Source organism: uncultured Marinobacter sp. (genome assembly GCF_947259545.1).
Lineage (GTDB): Bacteria > Pseudomonadota > Gammaproteobacteria > Pseudomonadales > Oleiphilaceae > Marinobacter.
This window is the reverse complement of sequence record NZ_CAMYMK010000007.1, coordinates 630,567-651,003: the sequence shown is the minus strand read 5'-3', so window position 1 is coordinate 651,003 and position 20,437 is coordinate 630,567. Positions and strand designations below refer to the sequence as shown.

General features: G+C 57.3%; 17 protein-coding genes. 11 read left to right on the top strand and 6 right to left on the bottom strand.

The window, feature by feature from the left end:
• Positions 1-68 precede the first annotated feature (68 nt).
• The 6 genes from Q0Y21_RS10750 to Q0Y21_RS10725 all read left to right on the top strand — a co-directional run bounded on the left by Q0Y21_RS10750 (position 69) and on the right by Q0Y21_RS10725 (position 7,721).
• On the top strand, positions 69-1,247 hold the full coding sequence (locus Q0Y21_RS10750; RefSeq protein WP_297794909.1) for a magnesium transporter: 1,179 nt from the start codon (positions 69-71) through the stop codon (positions 1,245-1,247).
• A gap of 197 nt (positions 1,248-1,444) precedes the next feature.
• Positions 1,445-1,708: a DUF3135 domain-containing protein gene (locus Q0Y21_RS10745; protein WP_297794906.1), complete on the top strand. Its 264-nt coding sequence runs from the start codon at positions 1,445-1,447 to the stop codon at positions 1,706-1,708.
• Between the two features lie 164 nt (positions 1,709-1,872).
• A complete protein-coding gene (gene ppsA, locus Q0Y21_RS10740) occupies positions 1,873-4,275 on the top strand; it encodes a phosphoenolpyruvate synthase (RefSeq protein ID WP_297794903.1) in 2,403 nt (800 codons plus the stop codon).
• Entirely contained in the window at positions 4,275-5,231 is a 957-nt protein-coding gene (locus tag Q0Y21_RS10735) for a 1-phosphofructokinase family hexose kinase (protein WP_297794900.1), read from the top strand. The genes ppsA and Q0Y21_RS10735 overlap by 1 nt, the downstream gene beginning before the upstream one ends.
• 126 nt (positions 5,232-5,357) lie before the next feature.
• Positions 5,358-6,173, top strand: a complete 816-nt coding sequence (locus Q0Y21_RS10730) for an alpha/beta hydrolase (RefSeq protein ID WP_297794897.1) — start codon at positions 5,358-5,360, stop codon at positions 6,171-6,173.
• Complete coding sequence (locus Q0Y21_RS10725; RefSeq protein WP_297794894.1) at positions 6,174-7,721, top strand: PAS domain-containing hybrid sensor histidine kinase/response regulator; 1,548 nt, start codon at positions 6,174-6,176, stop codon at positions 7,719-7,721.
• Here the strand turns inward: Q0Y21_RS10725 and Q0Y21_RS10720 are convergent.
• Both Q0Y21_RS10720 and Q0Y21_RS10715 read right to left on the bottom strand, forming a co-directional pair.
• The gene (locus Q0Y21_RS10720; RefSeq protein WP_297794891.1) at positions 7,706-8,182 is read right to left on the bottom strand and encodes a YbhB/YbcL family Raf kinase inhibitor-like protein; all 477 of its coding nucleotides are present in this window, start codon (positions 8,180-8,182) and stop codon (positions 7,706-7,708) included. The two genes, Q0Y21_RS10725 and Q0Y21_RS10720, sit on opposite strands and share 16 nt — an antisense overlap.
• A 34-nt stretch (positions 8,183-8,216) precedes the next feature.
• A complete protein-coding gene (locus Q0Y21_RS10715; RefSeq protein ID WP_297794887.1) occupies positions 8,217-9,080 on the bottom strand; it encodes an MBL fold metallo-hydrolase in 864 nt (287 codons plus the stop codon).
• Between the two features lie 92 nt (positions 9,081-9,172).
• Here Q0Y21_RS10715 and Q0Y21_RS10710 point away from each other — a divergent pair, with 92 nt between their 5' ends.
• Positions 9,173-10,135 (top strand): helix-turn-helix domain-containing protein, encoded by a 963-nt coding sequence (locus Q0Y21_RS10710; protein ID WP_297794885.1) that lies wholly within the window; start codon positions 9,173-9,175, stop codon positions 10,133-10,135.
• A gap of 19 nt (positions 10,136-10,154) precedes the next feature.
• Here the strand turns inward: Q0Y21_RS10710 and Q0Y21_RS10705 are convergent, their stop codons facing one another.
• A complete protein-coding gene (locus Q0Y21_RS10705; protein ID WP_297794882.1) occupies positions 10,155-11,093 on the bottom strand; it encodes a carbon-nitrogen hydrolase family protein in 939 nt (312 codons plus the stop codon).
• Between the two features lie 204 nt (positions 11,094-11,297).
• On the opposite strand from Q0Y21_RS10705, the gene Q0Y21_RS10700 reads away from it, so the two are divergent.
• Positions 11,298-11,978, top strand: a complete 681-nt coding sequence (locus Q0Y21_RS10700; RefSeq protein WP_297794880.1) for a helix-turn-helix domain-containing protein — start codon at positions 11,298-11,300, stop codon at positions 11,976-11,978.
• Here the strand turns inward: Q0Y21_RS10700 and Q0Y21_RS10695 are convergent.
• Complete coding sequence (locus Q0Y21_RS10695) at positions 11,975-12,271, bottom strand: YkgJ family cysteine cluster protein (protein WP_297794876.1); 297 nt, start codon at positions 12,269-12,271, stop codon at positions 11,975-11,977. The genes Q0Y21_RS10700 and Q0Y21_RS10695 overlap by 4 nt on opposite strands.
• A 147-nt stretch (positions 12,272-12,418) precedes the next feature.
• Between Q0Y21_RS10695 and Q0Y21_RS10690 the strand changes: the two genes are divergently transcribed.
• The gene (locus Q0Y21_RS10690; RefSeq protein WP_297794873.1) at positions 12,419-12,856 is read left to right on the top strand and encodes a GFA family protein; all 438 of its coding nucleotides are present in this window, start codon (positions 12,419-12,421) and stop codon (positions 12,854-12,856) included.
• Between the two features lie 22 nt (positions 12,857-12,878).
• On the top strand, positions 12,879-13,583 hold the full coding sequence (locus tag Q0Y21_RS10685) for a cupin domain-containing protein (RefSeq protein ID WP_297794870.1): 705 nt from the start codon (positions 12,879-12,881) through the stop codon (positions 13,581-13,583).
• Here the strand turns inward: Q0Y21_RS10685 and Q0Y21_RS10680 are convergent.
• Both Q0Y21_RS10680 and Q0Y21_RS18480 read right to left on the bottom strand, forming a co-directional pair.
• Positions 13,580-14,794, bottom strand: a complete 1,215-nt coding sequence (locus Q0Y21_RS10680) for a serine hydrolase domain-containing protein (protein ID WP_297794867.1) — start codon at positions 14,792-14,794, stop codon at positions 13,580-13,582. The two genes, Q0Y21_RS10685 and Q0Y21_RS10680, sit on opposite strands and share 4 nt — an antisense overlap.
• A 5-nt stretch (positions 14,795-14,799) precedes the next feature.
• The gene (locus Q0Y21_RS18480; protein ID WP_366517676.1) at positions 14,800-14,988 is read right to left on the bottom strand and encodes a CPBP family glutamic-type intramembrane protease; all 189 of its coding nucleotides are present in this window, start codon (positions 14,986-14,988) and stop codon (positions 14,800-14,802) included.
• A 39-nt stretch (positions 14,989-15,027) separates the two neighbouring features.
• On the opposite strand from Q0Y21_RS18480, the gene Q0Y21_RS10675 reads away from it, so the two are divergent.
• Entirely contained in the window at positions 15,028-20,400 is a 5,373-nt protein-coding gene (locus Q0Y21_RS10675) for a diguanylate cyclase (RefSeq protein ID WP_297794864.1), read from the top strand.
• Positions 20,401-20,437: the final 37 nt, after the last annotated feature.

Sequence of the window (20,437 nt, the reverse complement as noted above, 5' to 3'; positions counted from 1 at the left end):
AGGCCATTCTGTGTTGTTGATTCAGTGTTGCTATAGTCAGATAACAAGCACTGATGCCGGAGCGCGAAATGACTCAGAATATGGAACTGATCGAGCGGATTGAGCGTATCCGGGAACTCAATGCGCTCGATGCCGCTGAAGAGCTGATTCAGTCGCCTTCAGACGATGTTCAGTTCATTCTTTCGCGATTGCCTGCGGAACAGGCCCAGATGATCGCCTCTCACCTGGCCAACATGGCCGCACCGGACGATGCAGCCACCCGCGCGGTGCTATCCGGCATGGAAGAAACCGTTGGCGAACTGATGACGCCGGTAACAGCAACATTACCGGCCAGCAATACCGTCGCAGAGGCGCTGACCTTCATGGTAAAAAGCGCCGACGTTTCCGAAATCAGTTACATTTTCGTGACTGAAAGTGATCGCCTGGTGGGTGTAGTGGGCATGCGGGACCTGATTCTTGCCAAGCCCTCTGATGCCTTGTCCTCCATCATGGTGCTTGAGCCCTTTGCTTTTCAGGAAGACACGCCGGTGAAAGAAGCGGTGAGCGAGGTGCTTTACCGGCACTACCGCATGTACCCGGTGGTGGACGAGCAGCGGCACGTGATGGGCGAGGTGCGTGGTTGGAAACTGTACGAACGCATTGCCTCGGAACTCAGTGCCCAGGCCGGGTCCCAATACGGTGTGGCGAAGGAAGAGCAAATCAACACGCCGGTACTGTTGGCTTTCCGCATGCGCCACCCCTGGCTGCAGGTGAATCTGATCACCGCTTTCGCCGCTGCCTTCGTGGTTGGCATGTTCGAGAACACCATCGCTCAGATTGTTGCTTTGGCGGCCTTCCTGCCCGTCCTCGCCGGGCAAAGTGGCAACACCGGCTGTCAGGCGCTGGCGATTACTCTGCGGGGGATCACCCTGGGGCAAATCAATGACTATCCAATCAGGCGATTGCTGCGCAAGGAAATTCTGCTGGGCGCACTCAATGGTGCTGCCGTAGGCGTCATTGCCGGAATCGCCATGTTCGCGTACGCCCTGTCCATCGATTCCGCCAACCCGGCCATGCTCGGCCTCGTCATCTTCATTGCCATGATCGGCGCCTGCATGGGCAGCGGTATCTTCGGGGTAGCGGTGCCATTGATGCTCAAACGCTTCGGCGCCGACCCGGCTACCGCCAGCAGTATCTTTCTGACGACCTTTACCGACATTATCGGTATGGGGCTAATGCTGTTCCTTGCAACCTCGTTGGTGCTCTGACCGGACATGAACCCAGTGCCCTAGTACCCACACCTTATATTCCGCGCAGGTACCGTACTTTTTGAGTTACCGGAGCTGGCTGTCCTTGCTGTCACGCCGGTTAATGCCGCCTGGAGAGGTTTCCTACTGCTCCAGAGCGGCCTATAGTATAGAAAGGTGCCGCACTGACTGCTTGAATCCGGCAAAGGAGGAAAGGTATGGATGTGCCCCCGTTCGATGAGCTCAGGGAGCTGCACCAGCGTGACCCGGAAGGCTTTGAGAACTTGCGCGGGAAATTGATTGACGACTGTATTCGCTGCTGCCCGAGGTGCAACCAACGCCGGCTGCGTGGACTTCAGTTCGTCATCGATGCCCGTCGCCGGATAGCCGGCAATCCCGTGAAGGCGCTACTGGATATCCAGGGCATGATGTACGACTCGCTTCTCGACCTGCGAAAGGCGCTGCAGCATCAGCCGCGCTGATAGGCGCTCACCCCAACTCCTCAAGCAGCTCGCCCAAAAAACGGATCTGCCCCGGTTTCCTGATGCACGTCAAGTCTGTTGGACTTAGCCGGAATAATTGCTGCGGTAGCAGGCTATATTGGATGAAAGGTGATCAATTGGCTGCGTGAGCCAGGGAGAATAACATGGACGGTTTCAAGTACATCCGGTTTTTCAACGAACTCGATAACAATGATGTGCCGCTTGTAGGCGGCAAAAATGCCTCGCTTGGTGAAATGTACCGTACGTTGTCGGGGCAGGGTGTGTCTGTGCCGAACGGTTTTGCGACCACCGCCGCGGCTTACCGATACATGTTGGACGAAGCCGGCGCCTGGGAGAAACTGCATGAGGCGCTGGACGACCTGGATCCCACCAACATGGTCGACCTTGCCAAAAGAGGTAAGCGAGCACGGGAGATTGTTTACGGTGCCGGATTGCCCCGGGATCTCGCTGCCGAAATTATTTCCGCCTACCGGCTTCTGCAGGACGAGTATGGGGAGGATCTGAGTCTCGCCGTGCGCAGCTCCGCCACTGCAGAAGACTTACCCACCGCCAGTTTTGCCGGACAGCAGGACACCTATCTCAACATCCGGGGGGATGAGAGCCTGCTTGATGCCTGTCGCCGGGACTTTGCCAGCCTGTTTACGGATCGCGCCATCCATTACCGGATGAACCAGGGTTTTGACCATTTCAAGGTGTCACTGTCCATTGGCGTCATGAAGATGGTCCGGTCCGACCTTGCCTCCGCCGGTGTCATGTTTACGCTGGATACGGAATCGGGCTTCCGGGATGTTGTGTTTATAACGGGGGCTTATGGTTTAGGGGAAAATATTGTCCAGGGTTCGGTGGAGCCTGACGAGTTCTATGTCCACAAGCCGACCTTTGCGAAAGGTCACAGAACCGTGCTGCGCCGGCGTCTTGGGGAAAAGGCGCTGAAAATGGTCTATCTGGAAGGCGAAACGCGCCAAACAACGCGTAATACCCCCACCCCAAAGGCGGAGCGTGAGCGCTATTGCCTTGACGACACCGACGTCCTGAAGCTGGCAGATTATGCCCTTAGCATCGAGCAGCATTATCAACGGCCCATGGATATTGAATGGGCGAAAGACGGTCTTGATGGCAAGTTGTATATCGTCCAGGCGCGCCCCGAAACGGTTACCTCCCAGCGTCAGGTGAACGTGCTGGAAACAGACATCCTGGATGGCAAGGGCGAGGTTATCGTGACCGGTCATGCCGTGGGCGAACGGATCGCCGCCGGTCGCAGCCGGGTCATCACTTCTGCCGCCTATCTGGACGACTTCATCCCGGGTGAAGTACTGGTCGCCGATAACACCGCACCCGACTGGGAACCGGTAATGAAAACTGCCGCTGCCATCATCACCAACCGGGGAGGGCGCACCTGCCATGCCGCCATCATCGCCCGGGAGCTGGGCATTCCCGCCGTGGTTGGCACCGGTAGTGCAACTACTGCCATTCCGGACGGTGAGACCGTCACCGTCTCCTGCGCCGAAGGCGATAACGGTCATGTCTACCGGGGGGAAGTCCCGTTTCACCGGGACCTTACCGACGTTGGCGATATCGAGCGCCCGGACACAGAGATAATGATCAATCTTGGCAATCCTGAACTGGCCTTCAAGACGTCCTTCCTGCCCAACGACGGGGTTGGCCTGGCGCGCATGGAATTCATTATTACGGAATACATCAAGGCGCATCCACTGGCCCTGCTGTACCCAGACCGGATCACCGACGCCCGCGTTAGTGAAGCCATTGAAAAACTCACCCTCGGCGCCCCGGATGGAGAAACCTTCTTCGTTCAGCGGCTTGCAGAGGGGATCGGAACCATTGCCGCGGCCTTCTGGCCCAAACCCGTGGTCGTGCGGCTTTCCGACTTCAAGTCCAATGAATACGCAAGCCTGTTGGGTGGGGCGCCGTTCGAGCCGGAGGAAGCCAACCCGATGATTGGCTTCCGCGGAGCGTCACGCTATGCCCACCCAGCCTATGAAGAAGGTTTCCGGCTGGAATGCCGCGCCATGAAACGCGTGCGTGATGAGATGGGGCTGACCAATGTCATCCTGATGGTGCCCTTCGTACGCCGGATAGCGGAAGCGGATAGAGTGCTGGCAAAAATGGCGGAGTTCGGACTTAAGCGCGGGGAAAATGGCCTGCAGATCTATGCCATGTGCGAGATTCCCAATAATGTGATTCTCATCGACCAGTTTGCCCTTCGTTTTGATGGCTTTTCGATCGGTTCCAATGACCTTACCCAGCTCACCCTCGGCGTGGACCGGGACAGCGACATCGTCGCCTTTGACTACGACGAGCGCGATGACGGGGTCAAGGAGATGATCCGATTGGCAGTGGAAGGCTGCCGCCGTAACGGGATCCATTCCGGACTGTGTGGCCAGGCTCCATCCGACTACCCGGAAATGGCCGAATACCTGGTGGAATTGGGTATCGATTCCATGAGCCTCAATCCCGACGCGATCCTCAATACCACCCGCCATGTGCTTGAAGTGGAGGCGCGCCTGAAATCACTCAGGAGCACTTGATGGTCGATGCTTTTGGCAAACTGCCCGTGGCCGTTCTGAGCCTGAATCCGGCGGTGGATATCACTTATGAAATCCCCCAACTGATTGCTGATCAGAAGGTCCGTGCTCTGAAATCGCGCTACGATCCTGGCGGTAACGGGATCAACGTCGGCCGGGGTCTCAAACGGCTAGGTGTGCAAGCCTGTACCTTTTGCGTTATCGCCGGTGAAATCGGTCGCTTCCTGCGCCATCAGCTCGATGCGCAGCTGGATCAGGTCAGTTACCTGACGGTGGATGGCGAGACCCGGATCAATGGCACCATTCTCGAGAGCGTCACGGGAGCCCAGTTTGAGGTCAGTGGTGTCGGTCCCACGGTATCGACGACGCAATGGGAACAACTACTCGACCGGTTCGTGATCCATTGTGGCGATGGGCTGGGAATCATCACCGGCTCGTTGCAGCAAAGTTTACCGACAGATTTGTACGCAGAAGCGGTGCGACGGGTAAGGGCGGCTGGCGGGCGTGCTATGGTCGACTCCCATGATGAGCTGCTCCGAAATGCAATTGATGCACAACCTTTCCTGATCAAGCCTAACCGTTTCGAACTGGAAAACCTGGTCGGGCAGTCTTTGAATGAGCATCAGGATATCGTTCGTGAAGCCCGCCGTTTGCATGAACTGGGCGTGACCTGGGTGTGTGTCTCCCTGGGCGCGGAGGGCGCATTGCTGGTGACATCGTCCAGTGTCCTGAAGGGCGAGGCGCTCCGGGTTCCCGTCGCCTCATCGGTCGGGGCCGGTGATTCGATGTTGGCCGGTATGGCGGCGTTATTGGCACAGGGTGCATCGCCCGAAGATGTTTTGCGGGAAGGCATTGCCTGCAGTGCTGCAACCGTGATGAAGCCGGGTACCGAGTTATTCGATAAGGAAATGGTCGATCGGCTGCGGGGTGAGGTTAAGGTAACGCGGCTTGATCGGTGAGGGGAGGCTCCCCCTCTGTCAACCTACTTAACTGAATCCCCATTTCCGCCTTGGACGCCCCGTTTCCTTGGGGCTATGCTTAATTCATAGGTGCCCGACTTGAGCCATCGGCACAAGGAGTGGCTGATGAACCGCCAGAAAGTTGTCCGCAGGAACAACGTCCACCTGATTGGGGATGGTGCTCGCACCATGATGCTTGCCAATGGGTTTGGTTGCGATCAGACCATGTGGAGGTATCTGGTGCCGCGATTGCCGGAGTGCTACACGCTGGTGCTTTTTGATTATGTCGGCTCAGGCGGCTCGGACATATCGGCGTTTGATCCGCATCGCTATGCTGCACTGGAAGGCTATGCGAGGGACGTCACGGAGATTTGTGAGGCGCTTGAGCTTCAGGACGTGATTCTCGTGGGCCACTCGGTAAGCAGCATGATCGGTCTTCTTGCCTGCCAGGCAAATCCGGCCCTCTTTGAGCGGTTGGTGATGATCTGTCCCTCTCCCTGTTTTCTGAACATATCCCCCGACTATCTGGGCGGCTTTGAACGGGAGGATCTCCAGGAACTCCTCGACTTGATGGAGCGAAATTATCTGGGGTGGGCCAGCTTCCTGGCCCCGCTGGTCATGGGACGCGAGGCACCGCAGGATATGATTGATGATATGGCCAAAACCTTCTGCTCAACCGATATCAGGGCTGCCAGGGTTTTCGCCCGGGCCACGTTCTTTTCGGATTATCGCCACATCCTTCCCGACGCCAGGCACCCCACGCTGATCCTGCAGAGCGAAACTGACGCTCTGGCCGATCAAAGGATCGGTCATTATATGCATGAGCGGATGCCCGGCAGTAAGTTTTCGTTGATCAAGGGGGAAGGCCACTGCCTCCACATGACTCACCCTGCCGACGTAGCGGACCGTATCGAGCGCTTCTGCGATGACCGGAGGCACTGAATGCAGGAATTTTCCGACCCCGGCCCTGAAAAGTTCCCCTGTGGTTGCATGGTGACCACGGGCCCGGGTACGCCCGGTGAGCGCACAATCGTATTTGCGAACCGGTATTTTTATAAGCGGCTGGGTTTCTACCGCGGCTCCCTGCTGGGACACTCCCTCGCTTCTTTGCTGACGCCCGCATCCTGCATCATTCTCGACAGTTTTATTCTGCCGATGCTCAAACATGAAGGGAAAGTCGAAGAGATTCTGCTAGAGGTGCTCAGCTCCGATGACGCGCACATCCCTGTGGTGGCGAATGCCGTAATGGAGGGGCCGGGGGAGAAGTACATTTATTGGAGCCTGTTCCGGGCGGTTCAGCGGGACAAGCTATACAAAGAGCTGAACCAGACTCGGGATCTGGCTGAGCAGGCGAGTCGCGCAAAATCCCGCTTTTTGTCCAACATGAGCCATGAGTTGCGCACCCCGATGAACGCCATTCTTGGATTCAGCCAGATAATGAAAGCCGATCCTGCTCTGCCCGAAAATGACGTGAGCAGTGTCGATGAAATCATCAAAGCCGGTCATCATTTGCTTGAACTGATCAACGAGGTTCTGGACCTGGCGCGAGTGGAGGCTGGGCAGATAGACGTGTCACTGGAGCCGGTTCAGGTCACCACGTCCATTGAAGACGTGCTGAGCCTGGTCCGGCCGCTGGCCGATGAACGTGAAATAAAGTGCCGCCTTAACGCCACCGAATGCCTGAGTGTGAAAGCCGACCGTACTCGCCTGAAACAGGTGCTGTTGAACCTGGTCTCCAATGCCATCAAGTACAACCGCTCGGGAGGCGAGGTCATCGTGGATGTTGAGCGGGTTCAAGACGACGGCGACCATCGGGTGCGACTCTCTGTTACCGATACAGGGCCGGGCATTGAACCAGAGGATTTATCCGGATTGGCCACACCCTTCAATCGCCTCCAGCGAGAGGAAAACAGCATCGAAGGCACAGGCATCGGGCTGAGCATTACCCGGCAGATTGTCGAAGCCATGGACGGGACGCTGGGGATAAGCAGCGAGGTAGGCGTAGGCAGCACCTTCTGGATAGAGCTGCCGGAGTGCCAGCCAATGGGACCGGCACCAGAAACCCTGGTGGAGAAGCCTGCGGCTGACACCAGTGCACGAGAGCCGCGATCGGACATTGTGTTGTACATCGAGGACAACCCCGTCAATCTCAAGCTGGTGGAGCAATTTGTCCGCCGGCACGGCAAGGCCCGTATGGTGCCTGCCGATACTCCGGAAAAAGGCATTGAGCTGGCTTCCACACTCAAGCCCGCGGTTATCCTGCTCGACCTTAGCATGCCCGGTATGGACGGCTTTCAGGTGTTGGAGATACTGAAGGCGAAACCGGAACTGGCAGGCATACCCATTATTGCCATGAGCGCTTATGCCTTGCCGGAGGACATCCACCGCGGAAAGGCCGCTGGTTTCGACGACTATCTGACCAAACCACTAAAACTGAATCATTTCTTCGAGGTCCTGGATCAGTATCTGGTAGATCAGCCGCGCTCATAGACCCCCACCAGCCGGTTCATGCCCATCAGATGAGGCTCCACCTTCTCGAGCAGCTCGCCCAGGGTGAGGCCGGCGGGCAGGTCCAGTTGCTGGTCCAGGGCCAATACCCAGAAATAATAGTGATGCCGGCCATGGCCCCTGGGAGGCATAGGGCCGCCATAGCCGCTGGTTCCGAAATCGTTGGTGCCGTGGGTGCCCTTGTCGGAGCCCTCATCCAGATGGGGTGTCGAGGTCGGCAGGTTGTACAGTACCCAGTGCACAAAGCCGTAGGAGCCGTTTTTCACCTGCGGAGCGTCGGGGTCGTGACAGATCACCGCAAAGGATTGGGTTCCCCTGGGCTCGCCGCTCCAGGACAAGGCGGGCGAGAGGTCGGCGCCTTCTCCTGTATGCCGGTTGTGGAGCTGGCCATCCGGACCGAAGTCAGGGCAGGTTACCGTCATGGAGGACAGTGCGAAGGCCATGGTGTCCCTCCTTCTTTCGTAAAGGGTCAAACGCTTACACTCCATGATCCTCCCGTGTTGGTGTGCTTTCAACAACGTCGGGGCTGGGCTGGTGAATGCCGTCTACACACCCCCGGCCAGCCACTGCAAACGTCAGTGTTTGCCCATCCGCGGGAATCAGCAATTTACCCTCAAGATTCTCGCGCTGACAGAGGCTGGCCAGTTCTTTACGGCTAACAGGGCAATGGTCCAGAGCTTCCAGGTGGTTGGCGACAACGACCCCTGAGCTGAGATGACTGGCAGCAATAACGTCATCTTCACCCATAATGATTTCACCACCCAGATCAAACCGGGCTCCACCAGCAGGTAATACCGCGACATCCGGCTGGCGTTGCGTCAGGCAGTTCTTGACGTCCTCGGTCAGGACAGTATCACCTGCGATATACAGTGACGGCTCTCCCGGAAGCTGAATGAAAAAGCCATGGCCGTGGGCCATCATGCGACCGACAAGGCCCTGACCGTGAACACACGGAATGGGCACAATAGTACCCCTCAGAAACGCCTGCTCCTCGCTTTTAGCTTTCAGGGCCGACACGTTCAACCCTTTCCGGGCCAGGTAATCAGCGTCGCCCTGCATACAGATAGTGGGCACCTGGTGTTCGCGCAACCACTTCACGGCGGCTCTGTCCAGGTGATCGAAATGACCTTTCTGGCAATGGGTAATCAGGCAGTGCGTCACACGTTCCAGCAATGCGCCCGTTTCCTGTGGCAGCTCCACCAACGGATTTCTTCGACGGCTTCGGGTGAGATACTTCAACGCGGGAATCGAGCCCCTGGGCGCTAACATGGGGTCAAGCAGAATAACCCTGTTGCTTGCCTCAATAATGACGGTGGCATTGCGCAATTGAGTAATCTTCATGGTCTTCTCCTGTAGAGTACGAGCGCCATTGTAGGTCTCCCATCGTGTTGCTAGCATGTCTGTAAATGACATAAAACAGGCATTTTTAGCCCATGAAGATCGGCTTGCTGCTCTACCCTGACTGTATCCCCTCCGGTTTGTTTGCCTTTTCAGATCTGCTGCTCGCAGCGAACTTGCGCATGGGGACATCAGTATTCGAATGGTGTTGGTTGAGTCACCAAGGCAAGCCTGTGAACTGTGCCAATGGCGTGGAGTTGCCTGCCAGCATGCTGGAACGCGCTGATGTAGATGCCTTACTGATACCGGGGGCCTGGCGTGACCAGTCGAGTATCCATAACCCGAACGACGAAAGCCTGGTTCAAGCCCTCAAAGCATTTGGAGAGACCTCAGATAAAAAGCAGGGTAAGAAGACGGCCATACTGAGCTACTGCACGGGCGTTTATTTGGCCGCCAGTGCCGGCCGACTCAACCACCAAACCGCGACCACCACATGGTGGCTTCTGGAGACCATGCGCGAGCAGTTTCCCAAGGTGCAATGGCAGCTCAATCGCACCTTCGTTATGGATCAAGGTAATGCAACGGCCGCTGGCGTTAACGGCCACCTGCCTATCGCGTTATCCCTGATCGAACAGCAGTGCGGCAAACAGGTTGCCAATGACATCCAACAATACATGGTTTTGCCACGCCCCATTGAGCGCAACACACCCTTTCAGGAGTTACCCGAACTGATCCAGCAAAACCCCTTTATACGGGAAGTATTTCACTGGGTTGAGCAAACGCCTTACACCCGGCTGAAGACAACAGCCCTCGCGGAGCACCTGCACATCACCCCGCGCACGCTCAGCAGAAAAGTCGTCAGTATGACCGGCTATAACAGTGCCCAGCTCATGCGGTTGATAAAACTCAATCAGATAAGCGAGCAATTGATCAGCACCAGCAAGTCGATATACCGCATCAGTGAAGAAATGGGCTTCGCCGATGACACCAGTCTGCGCCGCAGCTTCAAGCGGATAACAAAGATGACACCCGGGGAGTATCGGCTGGCATTCGGTTAATAGGTGACCACCGCAGGGTCTATTCGTTGAAGGTGACCGGCCTTTGCTGCTGGATGTTTACCTGCAGTGAAAAGATGTCCGGTCGGGCATAGTGGCCCACGATATCCAGGCTGCGCCTTGCGGCATTCACAGCACCTACGTCGATATCGGCCAGCAGTAAGCCGGTTTCCTTCCGCAAGGGGCCGGCCGCTATCTCCCCGTCGGGGGAGATGACCACCGAGTCACCGGAGTTGATCCACTCCTCCTTGTCCGGATACAGGCGGTCGAAGTCCGGGAAGTCATCCGGTAAATCCCCGCCACGCAACACGTTGCCCGCACCCAGAACCCAGCAACCGCCCTCCCGAGCGATGTGTTGCAGGGTCCGAATCCAGCGGTCTCCGCTGTCGTAGGTCGGTGCGATATAAATGTCGATGCCCTGTGCGAACATCGCATAGCGCGCCAGCGGCATGTAATTTTCCCAGCACACCAGAGAACCGACCCGGCCAACAGGGGTGTCGACGACTTTCAGCCCGCTGGCATCGCCGAATCCCCAAACCATCCGTTCCGGGTTCGTGGGCATGAGCTTTCGATGGCAGTTCTGCACCGTGCCGTCCAGGCTGATGGTTAACACCGAATTATAAAGCGTGGTCCGGCTGGTATCCCCGTCGCGCTCTTCTATGCCACAGACAATGGTCACGCGCATCTCCTTTGCGACATCCAGGAGAGGGCGCAGCTGGTCCGATCCCAGCTGCACCGAGTTGTCCAGCAGGCGGCCATGCAGCTGCTCCGACAAACCCCAGTCGCCGCCCGGTTTCAGTCGCCAGATCCAGGTGGGATAGCCCGGGATGAAGGCTTCCGAGAAAACCACCAGCTCGGCTCCCTTGTGGGCGGCGTCACGAACCAGTTGCACCGCCTTTTCTATGGTTTTTTCCCGGTCCAGAAAAACCGGGGGTTCCTGAACAATCGCTATCCTGGTCATGATCCTGTCCTTATCAGCGGTATTCGTTGCAGTAACACTTTCGCCTCGGCTACGGAGTAACCTCGCATTCCATCGACAGCTGAGCCTGATACCACTATCCGCCTTACCGGCAAAAGGCGATAGTCCAGAAAATGGAGCGCCAGCAACCGTAAAGGGCTAGGATGAAAGTTCGGGGCGCGAATGCCTCCCATGGAGTCGACATCTATGACCAACTATGGACAGTTCTGCACCGTCGCCCGAGGTTCGGAAATACTCGGAGAACGATGGACCCCCCTGGTGGTACGGGAGCTACTGTGCGGCAGCACCCACTTCAATGAGATTCGACGGGGCTTGCCGCGAATGTCGGCGACGCTTCTGGCCCAGCGCCTGAAAAAACTTGAAGCGGTGGGTGTGCTCGAGCGCGTCGAGGGAGATGGTAATCCGGAATACCGGCTCACACCGGCCGGGGAGGAGTTGCGCCCGATCATCCTGGCCATTGGTCACTGGGGCGCGAGATGGATTGGTAGCCGGTTACAGGAAAACCAACTGGACGCCGGCTTCCTGATGTGGGATATCCGCCGCTTCGCGAGGATCGACCAGTTTCCCACCGACCGCCGGGTTGTCATCCACTTTTTTCTGAACGATGCCGGGCAGCGAGAGCGGCACTGGTGGCTTGTTGTTACCGACGGAGAGATAGACTTGTGCCGCGAAGATCCGGGCCACGAGCTGACCCTGATCGTAGAGGCCAGCGTCGCCAGCCTGACCGAGATCTGGACGGGTGACAGTGATCCGAAGACGGAGCAGGAGGCGCGCCGCCTTCTGGTCCGGGGCAGCGGACGGGATTGCCAGGAGCTCTGGCAGTGGTTGGGGCGAAGTGTGTTTGCGGACAGCAAACCGCACACCTAACCTGGCAGCGAGGCTCGTTCAGCGAGGCAGTCGTAGCCGCCCATTTCAAATTCACGGCAGATCAGTGGGCGGTGATCATAAATACTGCAAAGCATTGTGGAGCGATCTAAAGCGGCACACCATCCGTCGTCCAGGCGGGCCATGGTCATTCCACCCCACTTGTCCAACTCGACGTACTTTTCAGGCACCCCCGTATCCGTAATCAACATGACCTCCAGGCGGCAACAGTTTGCTTCGCATGTAGCGCATGTCACGTCACTGTCAGGCACGTTCATCGCGTCAATCTTCTTCATCAATCACTCACTGATTAAAAACGGATAGGGACCAGTCTCTCATTTTCATGGACCTTGTGGCACAGGCTACAAGGTTCCATACTTTAAATCTCAGGATCCCTTTCCTGGGATCCACGGCGTATAACCTCAACCAGAGGGGAACGAGCCATGTCACAGAAATATGCCGGGGGTTGTGATCATATCCACACCCATTCAAGCAATGATCCGATAGACAACCACATCTGCCATTGTTCCGTCTGTAAACGTGTCACCGGGCAAGAGACGACCCATGTCGTCTTCTTCAACCACCGTGACCTGACAGTGGACAATCTGGACGGCCTGAACCGACAACCGTTCAACGATCAGAATCCGGATGGACCGCTCGAGCTGTGCACCTGCGCTACGTGCGGCACCCCCATCATGCTGGACGACAAGCAAAGACGGATCCGCGCGATTGTTCCGAACCTTATGGGGTACGATCCAGAGAGCCTGCCCGCGACTTACCATGCGTTTTTTGACGAGTCCAAGGGCGAGTCCCGTCCGGATGATGGTCGTCCCGTTTATGAGGGGCTGCGGCCCGACTTCGTCTGGCCGCCTGCCGCGTGAATACACTGGATCTTACGACCTGTTGGGGGAACGGCATCCTATGCTGATCAATGCGGATTTCAACAAACGCGCAGTGGTGCACGGAGCACGCCAGGACTGGGTTCCGTCCCCCATGGCCGGTGTCGACCGGCGGATGCTCGACCGGATTGGAGAAGAGGTGGCACGGGCCACCTCCATCGTGCGCTACGCGGAGGGCAGTGCATTCTCACCCCACACCCATGACGGCGGTGAAGAGTTCCTGATTCTGCATGGGGTTTTCCAGGACGAGCACGGCGACTATCCGGCGGGAACCTACGTGCGCAACCCGCCGACGTCACGCCATACGCCCGGGGCTGAGCAGGGCTGCCTGATGTTCGTGAAGCTGCACCAGTTTGATCCTGACGATCGCACGTTCGTCAGAATCGATACGCACAGAATCGGCCGCATTACCGACCCCGAGAGGCCGGATGTTGCCGTCTCACCCTTGTTCGAAGATGAGCGGGAGACGGTTCAATTGGAAACCATAGCCCCTGAGGCGTCGTTCAGGATCGGCGACCCCGGGGGCTTCGAAATGCTGGTGGTTGATGGAACACTCACCGTTGACGGCGAAGACTACGAACCTCAATCCTGGCTGAGACTCCCCCCCGACGATTACGCGAGCCTGGTGGTGGGACCAAAAGCCGCGACGGTCTGGGTCAAACGGCGTCATCTCCGGCCCAGCGTTCTGCAGCACGTTGGCAACCTCTAAACCAACGCCCCATTCACAATAGCCCGCAATTCCTGACGGATCGGGTAGGTTGAGGAGGGGATCAGTTGCGTCATGAAGATCACCACCAGCTCCTCCACCGGATCGATAATAAAGTTGGTGCTGGCCAGGCCACCCCAACCATACTCGCCGACAGAGCCATTGATCTGGGATTTGGCGACGTCAGTCTTTACCGAAAAGCCCAGACCGAAGCCGGTCCCGGCATAAGGTGTTTCGCTGAACGGACCGACAGAGAGGCTAGGCAGGTCCTGATTGCCGGGTAGATGATTGCGACGCATGAATTCCAGAGTCTTTCGGCCAATAATCCGCTGCCCGCCAAACTCGCCGCCCTGACAGAGTGCCTGGGCAAAGTGGAAATAATCGTCAATGGTGGAAACCAACCCGCCGCCGCCAGACAGAAACCTCCTTTCGTCCCGGAAAGGGGAGGTCTGCGGATCGTCCTGCAGCTTGAACTGATCGACAGGATCGAACTGATAGCAGGCGGCGAAACGGTCCAGCTGATCGTCACGAACATGGAAGCCGGTGTCGGGCATGGCCAATGGTTCAAAGATATGCTCGCGCAGGTACTCATCAAACGGCTTATCAGCCAGCAACTGCACCAGATACCCCAGCACATCCGTGCTGACCGAATAGTTCCAGGCGGTACCCGGTGAGAATTCCAGCGGCAGTTCCGCCAGATGACTGACCAGCGCTTCCAGTGTCAGATTCCGGCCGCCATCCAGCTTCAGCTCCCGGTAGGCGGCGTCCACGTTGGTGCGGTTCATGAACCCGTAAGTCAGGCCTGACATATGGGTGAACAGGTCGCGAATGGTCATGGTGCTGGTTGCAGGTGTCGTCAGGAAGTTGGGATAGACACCGCTGTTGTAAACCCGCAGGTTTTTCCAGGCCGGAATATACTTGTGTACGGGATCATCCAGCAAAAACCGCCCCTGCTCATAGAGCTGCATCATGGCGATAGACGTAATCGGCTTGGTCATGGAATAAATGCGGAACACCGTATCCCGGCTGACCGGTTTGTTGCGCTCCACATCCATCAGCCCCTGAGCTTTCAGATAGGCAATTTCCCCACGCCGGGCAACCAGAGTCAGCGCACCGGGCAATTTCCCCGGTTGGATATAGCGCCGGTCAAGATGGTCTTCGATGTGAGTAAGGTGACCTGATGAAAGGCCGGTGACCTGTTTCGATTCCGTCATAGCGATTACAGCTCCAGTACTAGATTTCTGCCGCCAAGAAAAAGCACCCAAACCGTCACTGTAACCCAATGAATGATCACTGGCACCCAGATAGACCGGGAGAGCACATAGGCGTAGCCACAGGTAATGCCCATATCGCCCACGATGATATTTCTCTGGGAAAATTGATCTGTCTCGGTTTTCGGGGTTTTCATTGCTGTTAGTATGTTGTTAGGCAAGTTGAGTAAAAATCGATGCAACCGCACTTTGAGCGTTACCGCCTACTGTCAAACATCCATGCGAGCTCGCGAACGCTGGTGGTGTTGGCCTGTCGGCGCGATAACGGTGCCACTGTCGTGCTCAAAGTGCCTCAGCCGGGGCAGCGCGGGGATGAGCTCAAGGCCAATTATGCCAAAGAGGCGCGATATCGACGGGCCCTTGGTCAAGGTGAGATCGAGCTGGATAGCCACATGGGTTTGCCGATGCTGGTCGTGCCTGTCTCGGCGGGGGTAGCTTTACGCGACTCGCTGAAGTCGCCGGAGGCATTGCCATTAGGTGCCTGGCTCAAGATAGCGAGGGCGGCCAGCCAGCAGCTCAAGGAACTTCATGCGCTCGGCGTGCTGCACCGCGACGTGCGGCCAGACAATCTGTTATGGAACTCTGATACTGAGCAGGTGGCGCTGATCGACTTCGAGTTGGCGGTGCCGCTTATACACGCAGAGGCCAACCCGATTGATCATCAGCACCTGAAGGCAACGCTGCCCTATACCGCGCCCGAAGCGACCGGGCGGATGAATATCGGCGTAGACGAGCGTAGCGATTTATACTCGCTGGGCGTCACGCTTTACGAACTCCTCTTGGGCGAGTGTCCCTTCACCGCCACCGATCCGCTGGAATTGATCCACCAGCACATGACGAAAGCGCCAGTTCCACCGCATGAATGCCGTGCGGATATTCCCAGAATTTTGTCGTCGATTATCTTGAAGCTGCTGGAGAAATCGCCGGGCCGGCGATATCAGAGTGCACGCGGATTGGAGTTTGATCTGGGTCTTGTGCAGAAGGCGTTGGCGCGAGCAGGCGCAGCAGCCGACTTTGAGCTGGGGCGCCACGATATCTCTGATCGCTACCGTCCGGGGGCCGGCTTGTATGGTCGCGATGCTGACCGGATCGCGCTTCTGGAAGCCATGGATCATGTGCGTGATGGCGGGCGTCTGCTCTATGTCATCAGCGGCCATTCGGGGATCGGTAAAACCGCGCTGATTCATCAATTGCGAGCGCCGACGCTGTTGGCCGGCGGCATCTACGCCGAAGGCAAGTGCGACCAATACCAGCGCCTGCAGCCTTATTCGGTGTGGGCTCGGGCTTTGGATTCCGTCGTGGCGCAAATTATGGCAAGACCGCAAAGCCAGCGCGATGGGGTCAAAGAGAAGATTCTGGCGACGGTCGGAAGCAACGGCGGGCTGCTCACCGAGATCGTCCCATCGTTGGTGGATCTGATCGGCCCCCAGCCGAAGGTCAGCCAATTGGCGGCCCGAGAAGCCCAGAACCGCTTGGGCTACGTGTTTTCGGTTTTTCTCGGCAGCCTGGCAGGCGAGTTTCCGCCGCTTGTTATCTTTCTCGACGACTTACAGTGGATGGATGGTGCTTCGCTGGACCTGCTCCAGAGGATCACGCAATCAGAAGAAACCCGGCACTTGCTGATTGCCGGAGCCTATCGGGATAACGAGGTCGATGCAGCGCACCCGCTGCAAAAGGCGTTAACCCTGGTACGAAAGGAAACACCCGAAGTACTACGCGCCACCACGCTGGATAATCTCTCAGCGGCCGATCTCGCTGAGATGTGCGCTAAAAACCTGAACATGGCGCGCGAGGCTGCCGACTCATTGGCTGGCGCAGTTCATGCCAAGACGGCTGGGAATCCGTTCTACAGCCACCAGCTGCTCAAGCGCCTGGCGGATCAGCGTGTGTTGCGTTTTGACGAAGTCCAGTCGGGCTGGGTGTGGGACGTCGAACTGCTCAATGCCATGCCGCCAGCCGATAATGTGATCGACCTGCTGCTGGAGCGATTGCGTGAGCTTCCAGAACAGACTCAGGAGTTGTTATCACTGGGCGCCTCCATCGGTAATAGATTTGAATTGGCTGTGCTGGCCACCGTGGCGGGTTACTCCAGGGAGTATGCCGAAACAGCACTGGAGATTGTGCTGAAAGAGGGCTTGCTGAGGCGGGAGGCGCACGGTTTCAAGTTCACACATGACCGGGTCCAACAAGCCGCCTACAACCTGATTGAGCCGCATTCGCGCGCCGCACTGCATTTACACATTGGCCGTCAGCTATTGGCGGCGCAGGCCCGATCGCTGTCCGGACGGCAACTGTTTGACATCATTGCCCACTTCGAACCCAACCATGTTTTACTCGTTGAACCAGCCGAGCGCCGGCGAATAGCCGAACTGGCTGCAGAAGCCGCGCGCCGGGCTCAAACCGCCAGCGCGCATGACGTCGCCTTGCGTTACTACCGCTTCGCCCTGACGTTGGCCGGGGAGGGGGGATGGCAGGACGACCCTCAGAGACACTGGGCGCTTTATCTTGAAGCGATTCAGAGCGAATTCATCAACGCCAACCACGATAAGGTCGAGGAGATGCTTGGGTTGGCGGCGGCCCATGCGAAAACCCCATTGGAACAGGTGGTTTTGTTCGAGCTGGAGTGCCAGTTCGCCATTGCCCGCAACGACTTGAACACAGCGATCAATCTGGCATTGGAGGCTCTAAAGCTGCTGGATATCCGTTTTGCGGCGGATGTGCAGGGCCTTAAAAAACAGGCCGAAAAATTGCGCGTAGCGATCCGGTTGCCGTCCGAAGGTATACCGGCACTGGCCGAGCAGCCGGAGATGGCAGACCCCGAACAGTTGGCTGCAATTCGCATTATGGTCAGCGTCGCTGGTGCGGCGTATGTTATGCGCCCCGATCTTTGGAGGGTGCTGACGCTGCAGATGGTGCAAACAACGCTGAAGCACGGCAGCTCACCGTTGGCTGCTTTCGCCTACGGGTTCTATGGCGTTCTTTTAGCGAGTGTCTACCAGGAGATCGACAAGGGCTATGCCTATGGCCGATTGTCGACGCGATTGTTGGAGCACTATGGCGCGGAACCGCTTCAAGCCAAGATCATCAATCTGTTCGACGTTTTCGTGCGCCATTGGAAGGAGCACTTGCGGAAATCTCTCGAGGAGCTACCGCGTGGCCTGCAAAGCGGCATTGATTACGGTGACTTTGAATACGGCAGCTATAACGCCATTCAGCATGGCAAACATCAGGTCATCTGCGGTTGTCCGCTCGATGAAGTCATCGAACAACAAAACGCCTATATCCATGTTATTGATCGGCTGAAGATGGGCTACCACCTTGAGTTTGCGCATATCTGGCGACAGCTGGCGCTCAACCTCAACGGTCGAGCCAAAGATCCACTGGTATTGGCTGGCGATGACTACGACGCCGAAGCGCTGATTCCGCGGTTGATCGCACAGTCCAGCAATTTCCTGGTTTTCAATATCTACTGTACGCAAACCATGCTGGCTTATTTGCTGGGTCGCAAGGATGAAGCGCTGGCAGCGGCTGCCTCGGCGAAGCAGTACGTCGAATATGTATCGGGGATGGCGGAAATCGCCGAGCACAACTTTTATCACTCGCTGTGTCTGTTGGCTGCGCTTGAACCCAAAGCTGCCCTTCACAATCGCCGCTTGTTGCGCCAGGTTGCGCTCAATCAGCGCCAGCTCAAATTCTGGGCCGAGCATGCGCCGATGAATTTCCTGCATAAGTGGAAGCTCGTAGAGGCCGAGCGTTTACGCCGTTCCTCCCGACCGCAGCGGGCGGCCACCTTCTATGAACAGGCGATTCGGGGTGCACTGGAAACTTACTATTTGAATGATCAGGCGCTGGCAACGGAGTTGTACGGCGAGTACATGATGGAGCTAGGCAGTATCTCCGTCGGAGGCGACCTGATACGCCAGGCGTTGCGGTTGTACGAGCGTTGGCAAGCACACGAAAAAGTGCGCCAGCTGCGCAGACGGTATGCCGACGAACTGCAGGTGGCATCCGAAAGCTATAACCAGCTGACGACCGACACCGGTATCGCGGCCGTGAATTTCGATGCGCAGTCTGCATTGCGCGCTTCCCTGGCTATTTCTCAGGAAACCGATGTCAACGCGCTCGAGTGCAGGTTGATGCGTATTCTGGCAGAAAGCGCCGGTGCCCAGCGCGGACTCCTTGTGCTCAAGGACGATTGCGCATGGATGCTGGCCGCGGAATTTGATGAGCGGGGCGCGCGAGCCGTGGAAAAATCACTGCAGGATGTGACCGACGTGCCGCATATCGTACTCGATCACGTCATGCGCCGGCGGGAGAGCCTGGTGTTGGACGATACGGCCGAGCCCGGTGACATCGGGAAGGATCCGTATTTTGATGTCCACGCAGTGGCTTCGGTACTGTGTGTTCCGCTTCTACACGGCGATGAAATGGGCGGATTGCTCTATCTGGAGAACCGGCGGACACCACGAGCTTTTTCACCGAGCAGTACCAGGGTTGTGGAAATTCTTGCAGCGCAGGCAATCGTCGCGATCGAGAAGGCGCGGCTGCTGAACACCCTTGAACAGCGCGTTGAATCACGTACCCGTGAGCTGAATCGGGCTAAAAACGAACTGGAACAGGCGAATCTGACGTTAATGTCGTCTGAAGAGCGTTTCAGGTTGGCGATGCGTGCCACCAGTGAAGGGCTGTTCGACTGGAATCTGGTTACCGGCGAAGTCTTCTTTTCCCCTGGCTGGAAACGCATGCTGGGCTACGCCGATCATGAACTCGACAACACCCTTGAGACCTGGATCAGTTCCATTGACCCGTCACAGCGCGATGCCGTGACCAGTGAAACCGAGAGTCAACTTGCAGGGGAGGGCGAGCACTATGAGTTGGAGTACCGCTTGCGTCACCGGGATGGCCACTACGTAGAGGTCATTAGCCGTGCATCAATCGTGCGTGGTGAAGACGGAACCGCACTGCGCGTCGTCGGCAGCAACGTCGACGTGACCACTGAACGCGAGGCACAGGCCGCCATCACGCATCAAGCGTTACACGACCCATTGACCGATCTACCCAACCGTGTCCTGTTTGCCGAACGCCTTGACCTGGCGCGCAAGGCACTGCGGCGCACCGGTAAACCGTTTGCGCTGCATTTGCTCGATCTGGACGGCTTCAAACAGTGCAACGATAAGCATGGGCACTTGGTCGGCGATGAAGTCCTCCGACACACGGCCGCCCGCATGAAGAAGGTCTTGCGTGAAACCGATACAATCGCGCGTCTCGGGGGCGACGAGTTTGCAGTCATTCAGCTAAATGTGAATCAGGCCGAAGATGTTCATGCACTCGCCGAAAAACTGATTGCCGGTATCAGCGAGCCGATTCTGATTGATGATGAGATCACCACCCATGTGGGATGCAGCGTCGGCATCTGCCTTGTAGACGACCCAACCACATCGGCCGATATGCTGATACGCGAGGCAGACATTGCTCTGTACCGCTCAAAGAATGCCGGGCGGGGCCAAGCCACAGTATTCTCCGACGAGCTAGACCCGGTTGCAGAATAAATCTGCCTCGTTCTTTTGGTTACAACGAAGCCTTGGT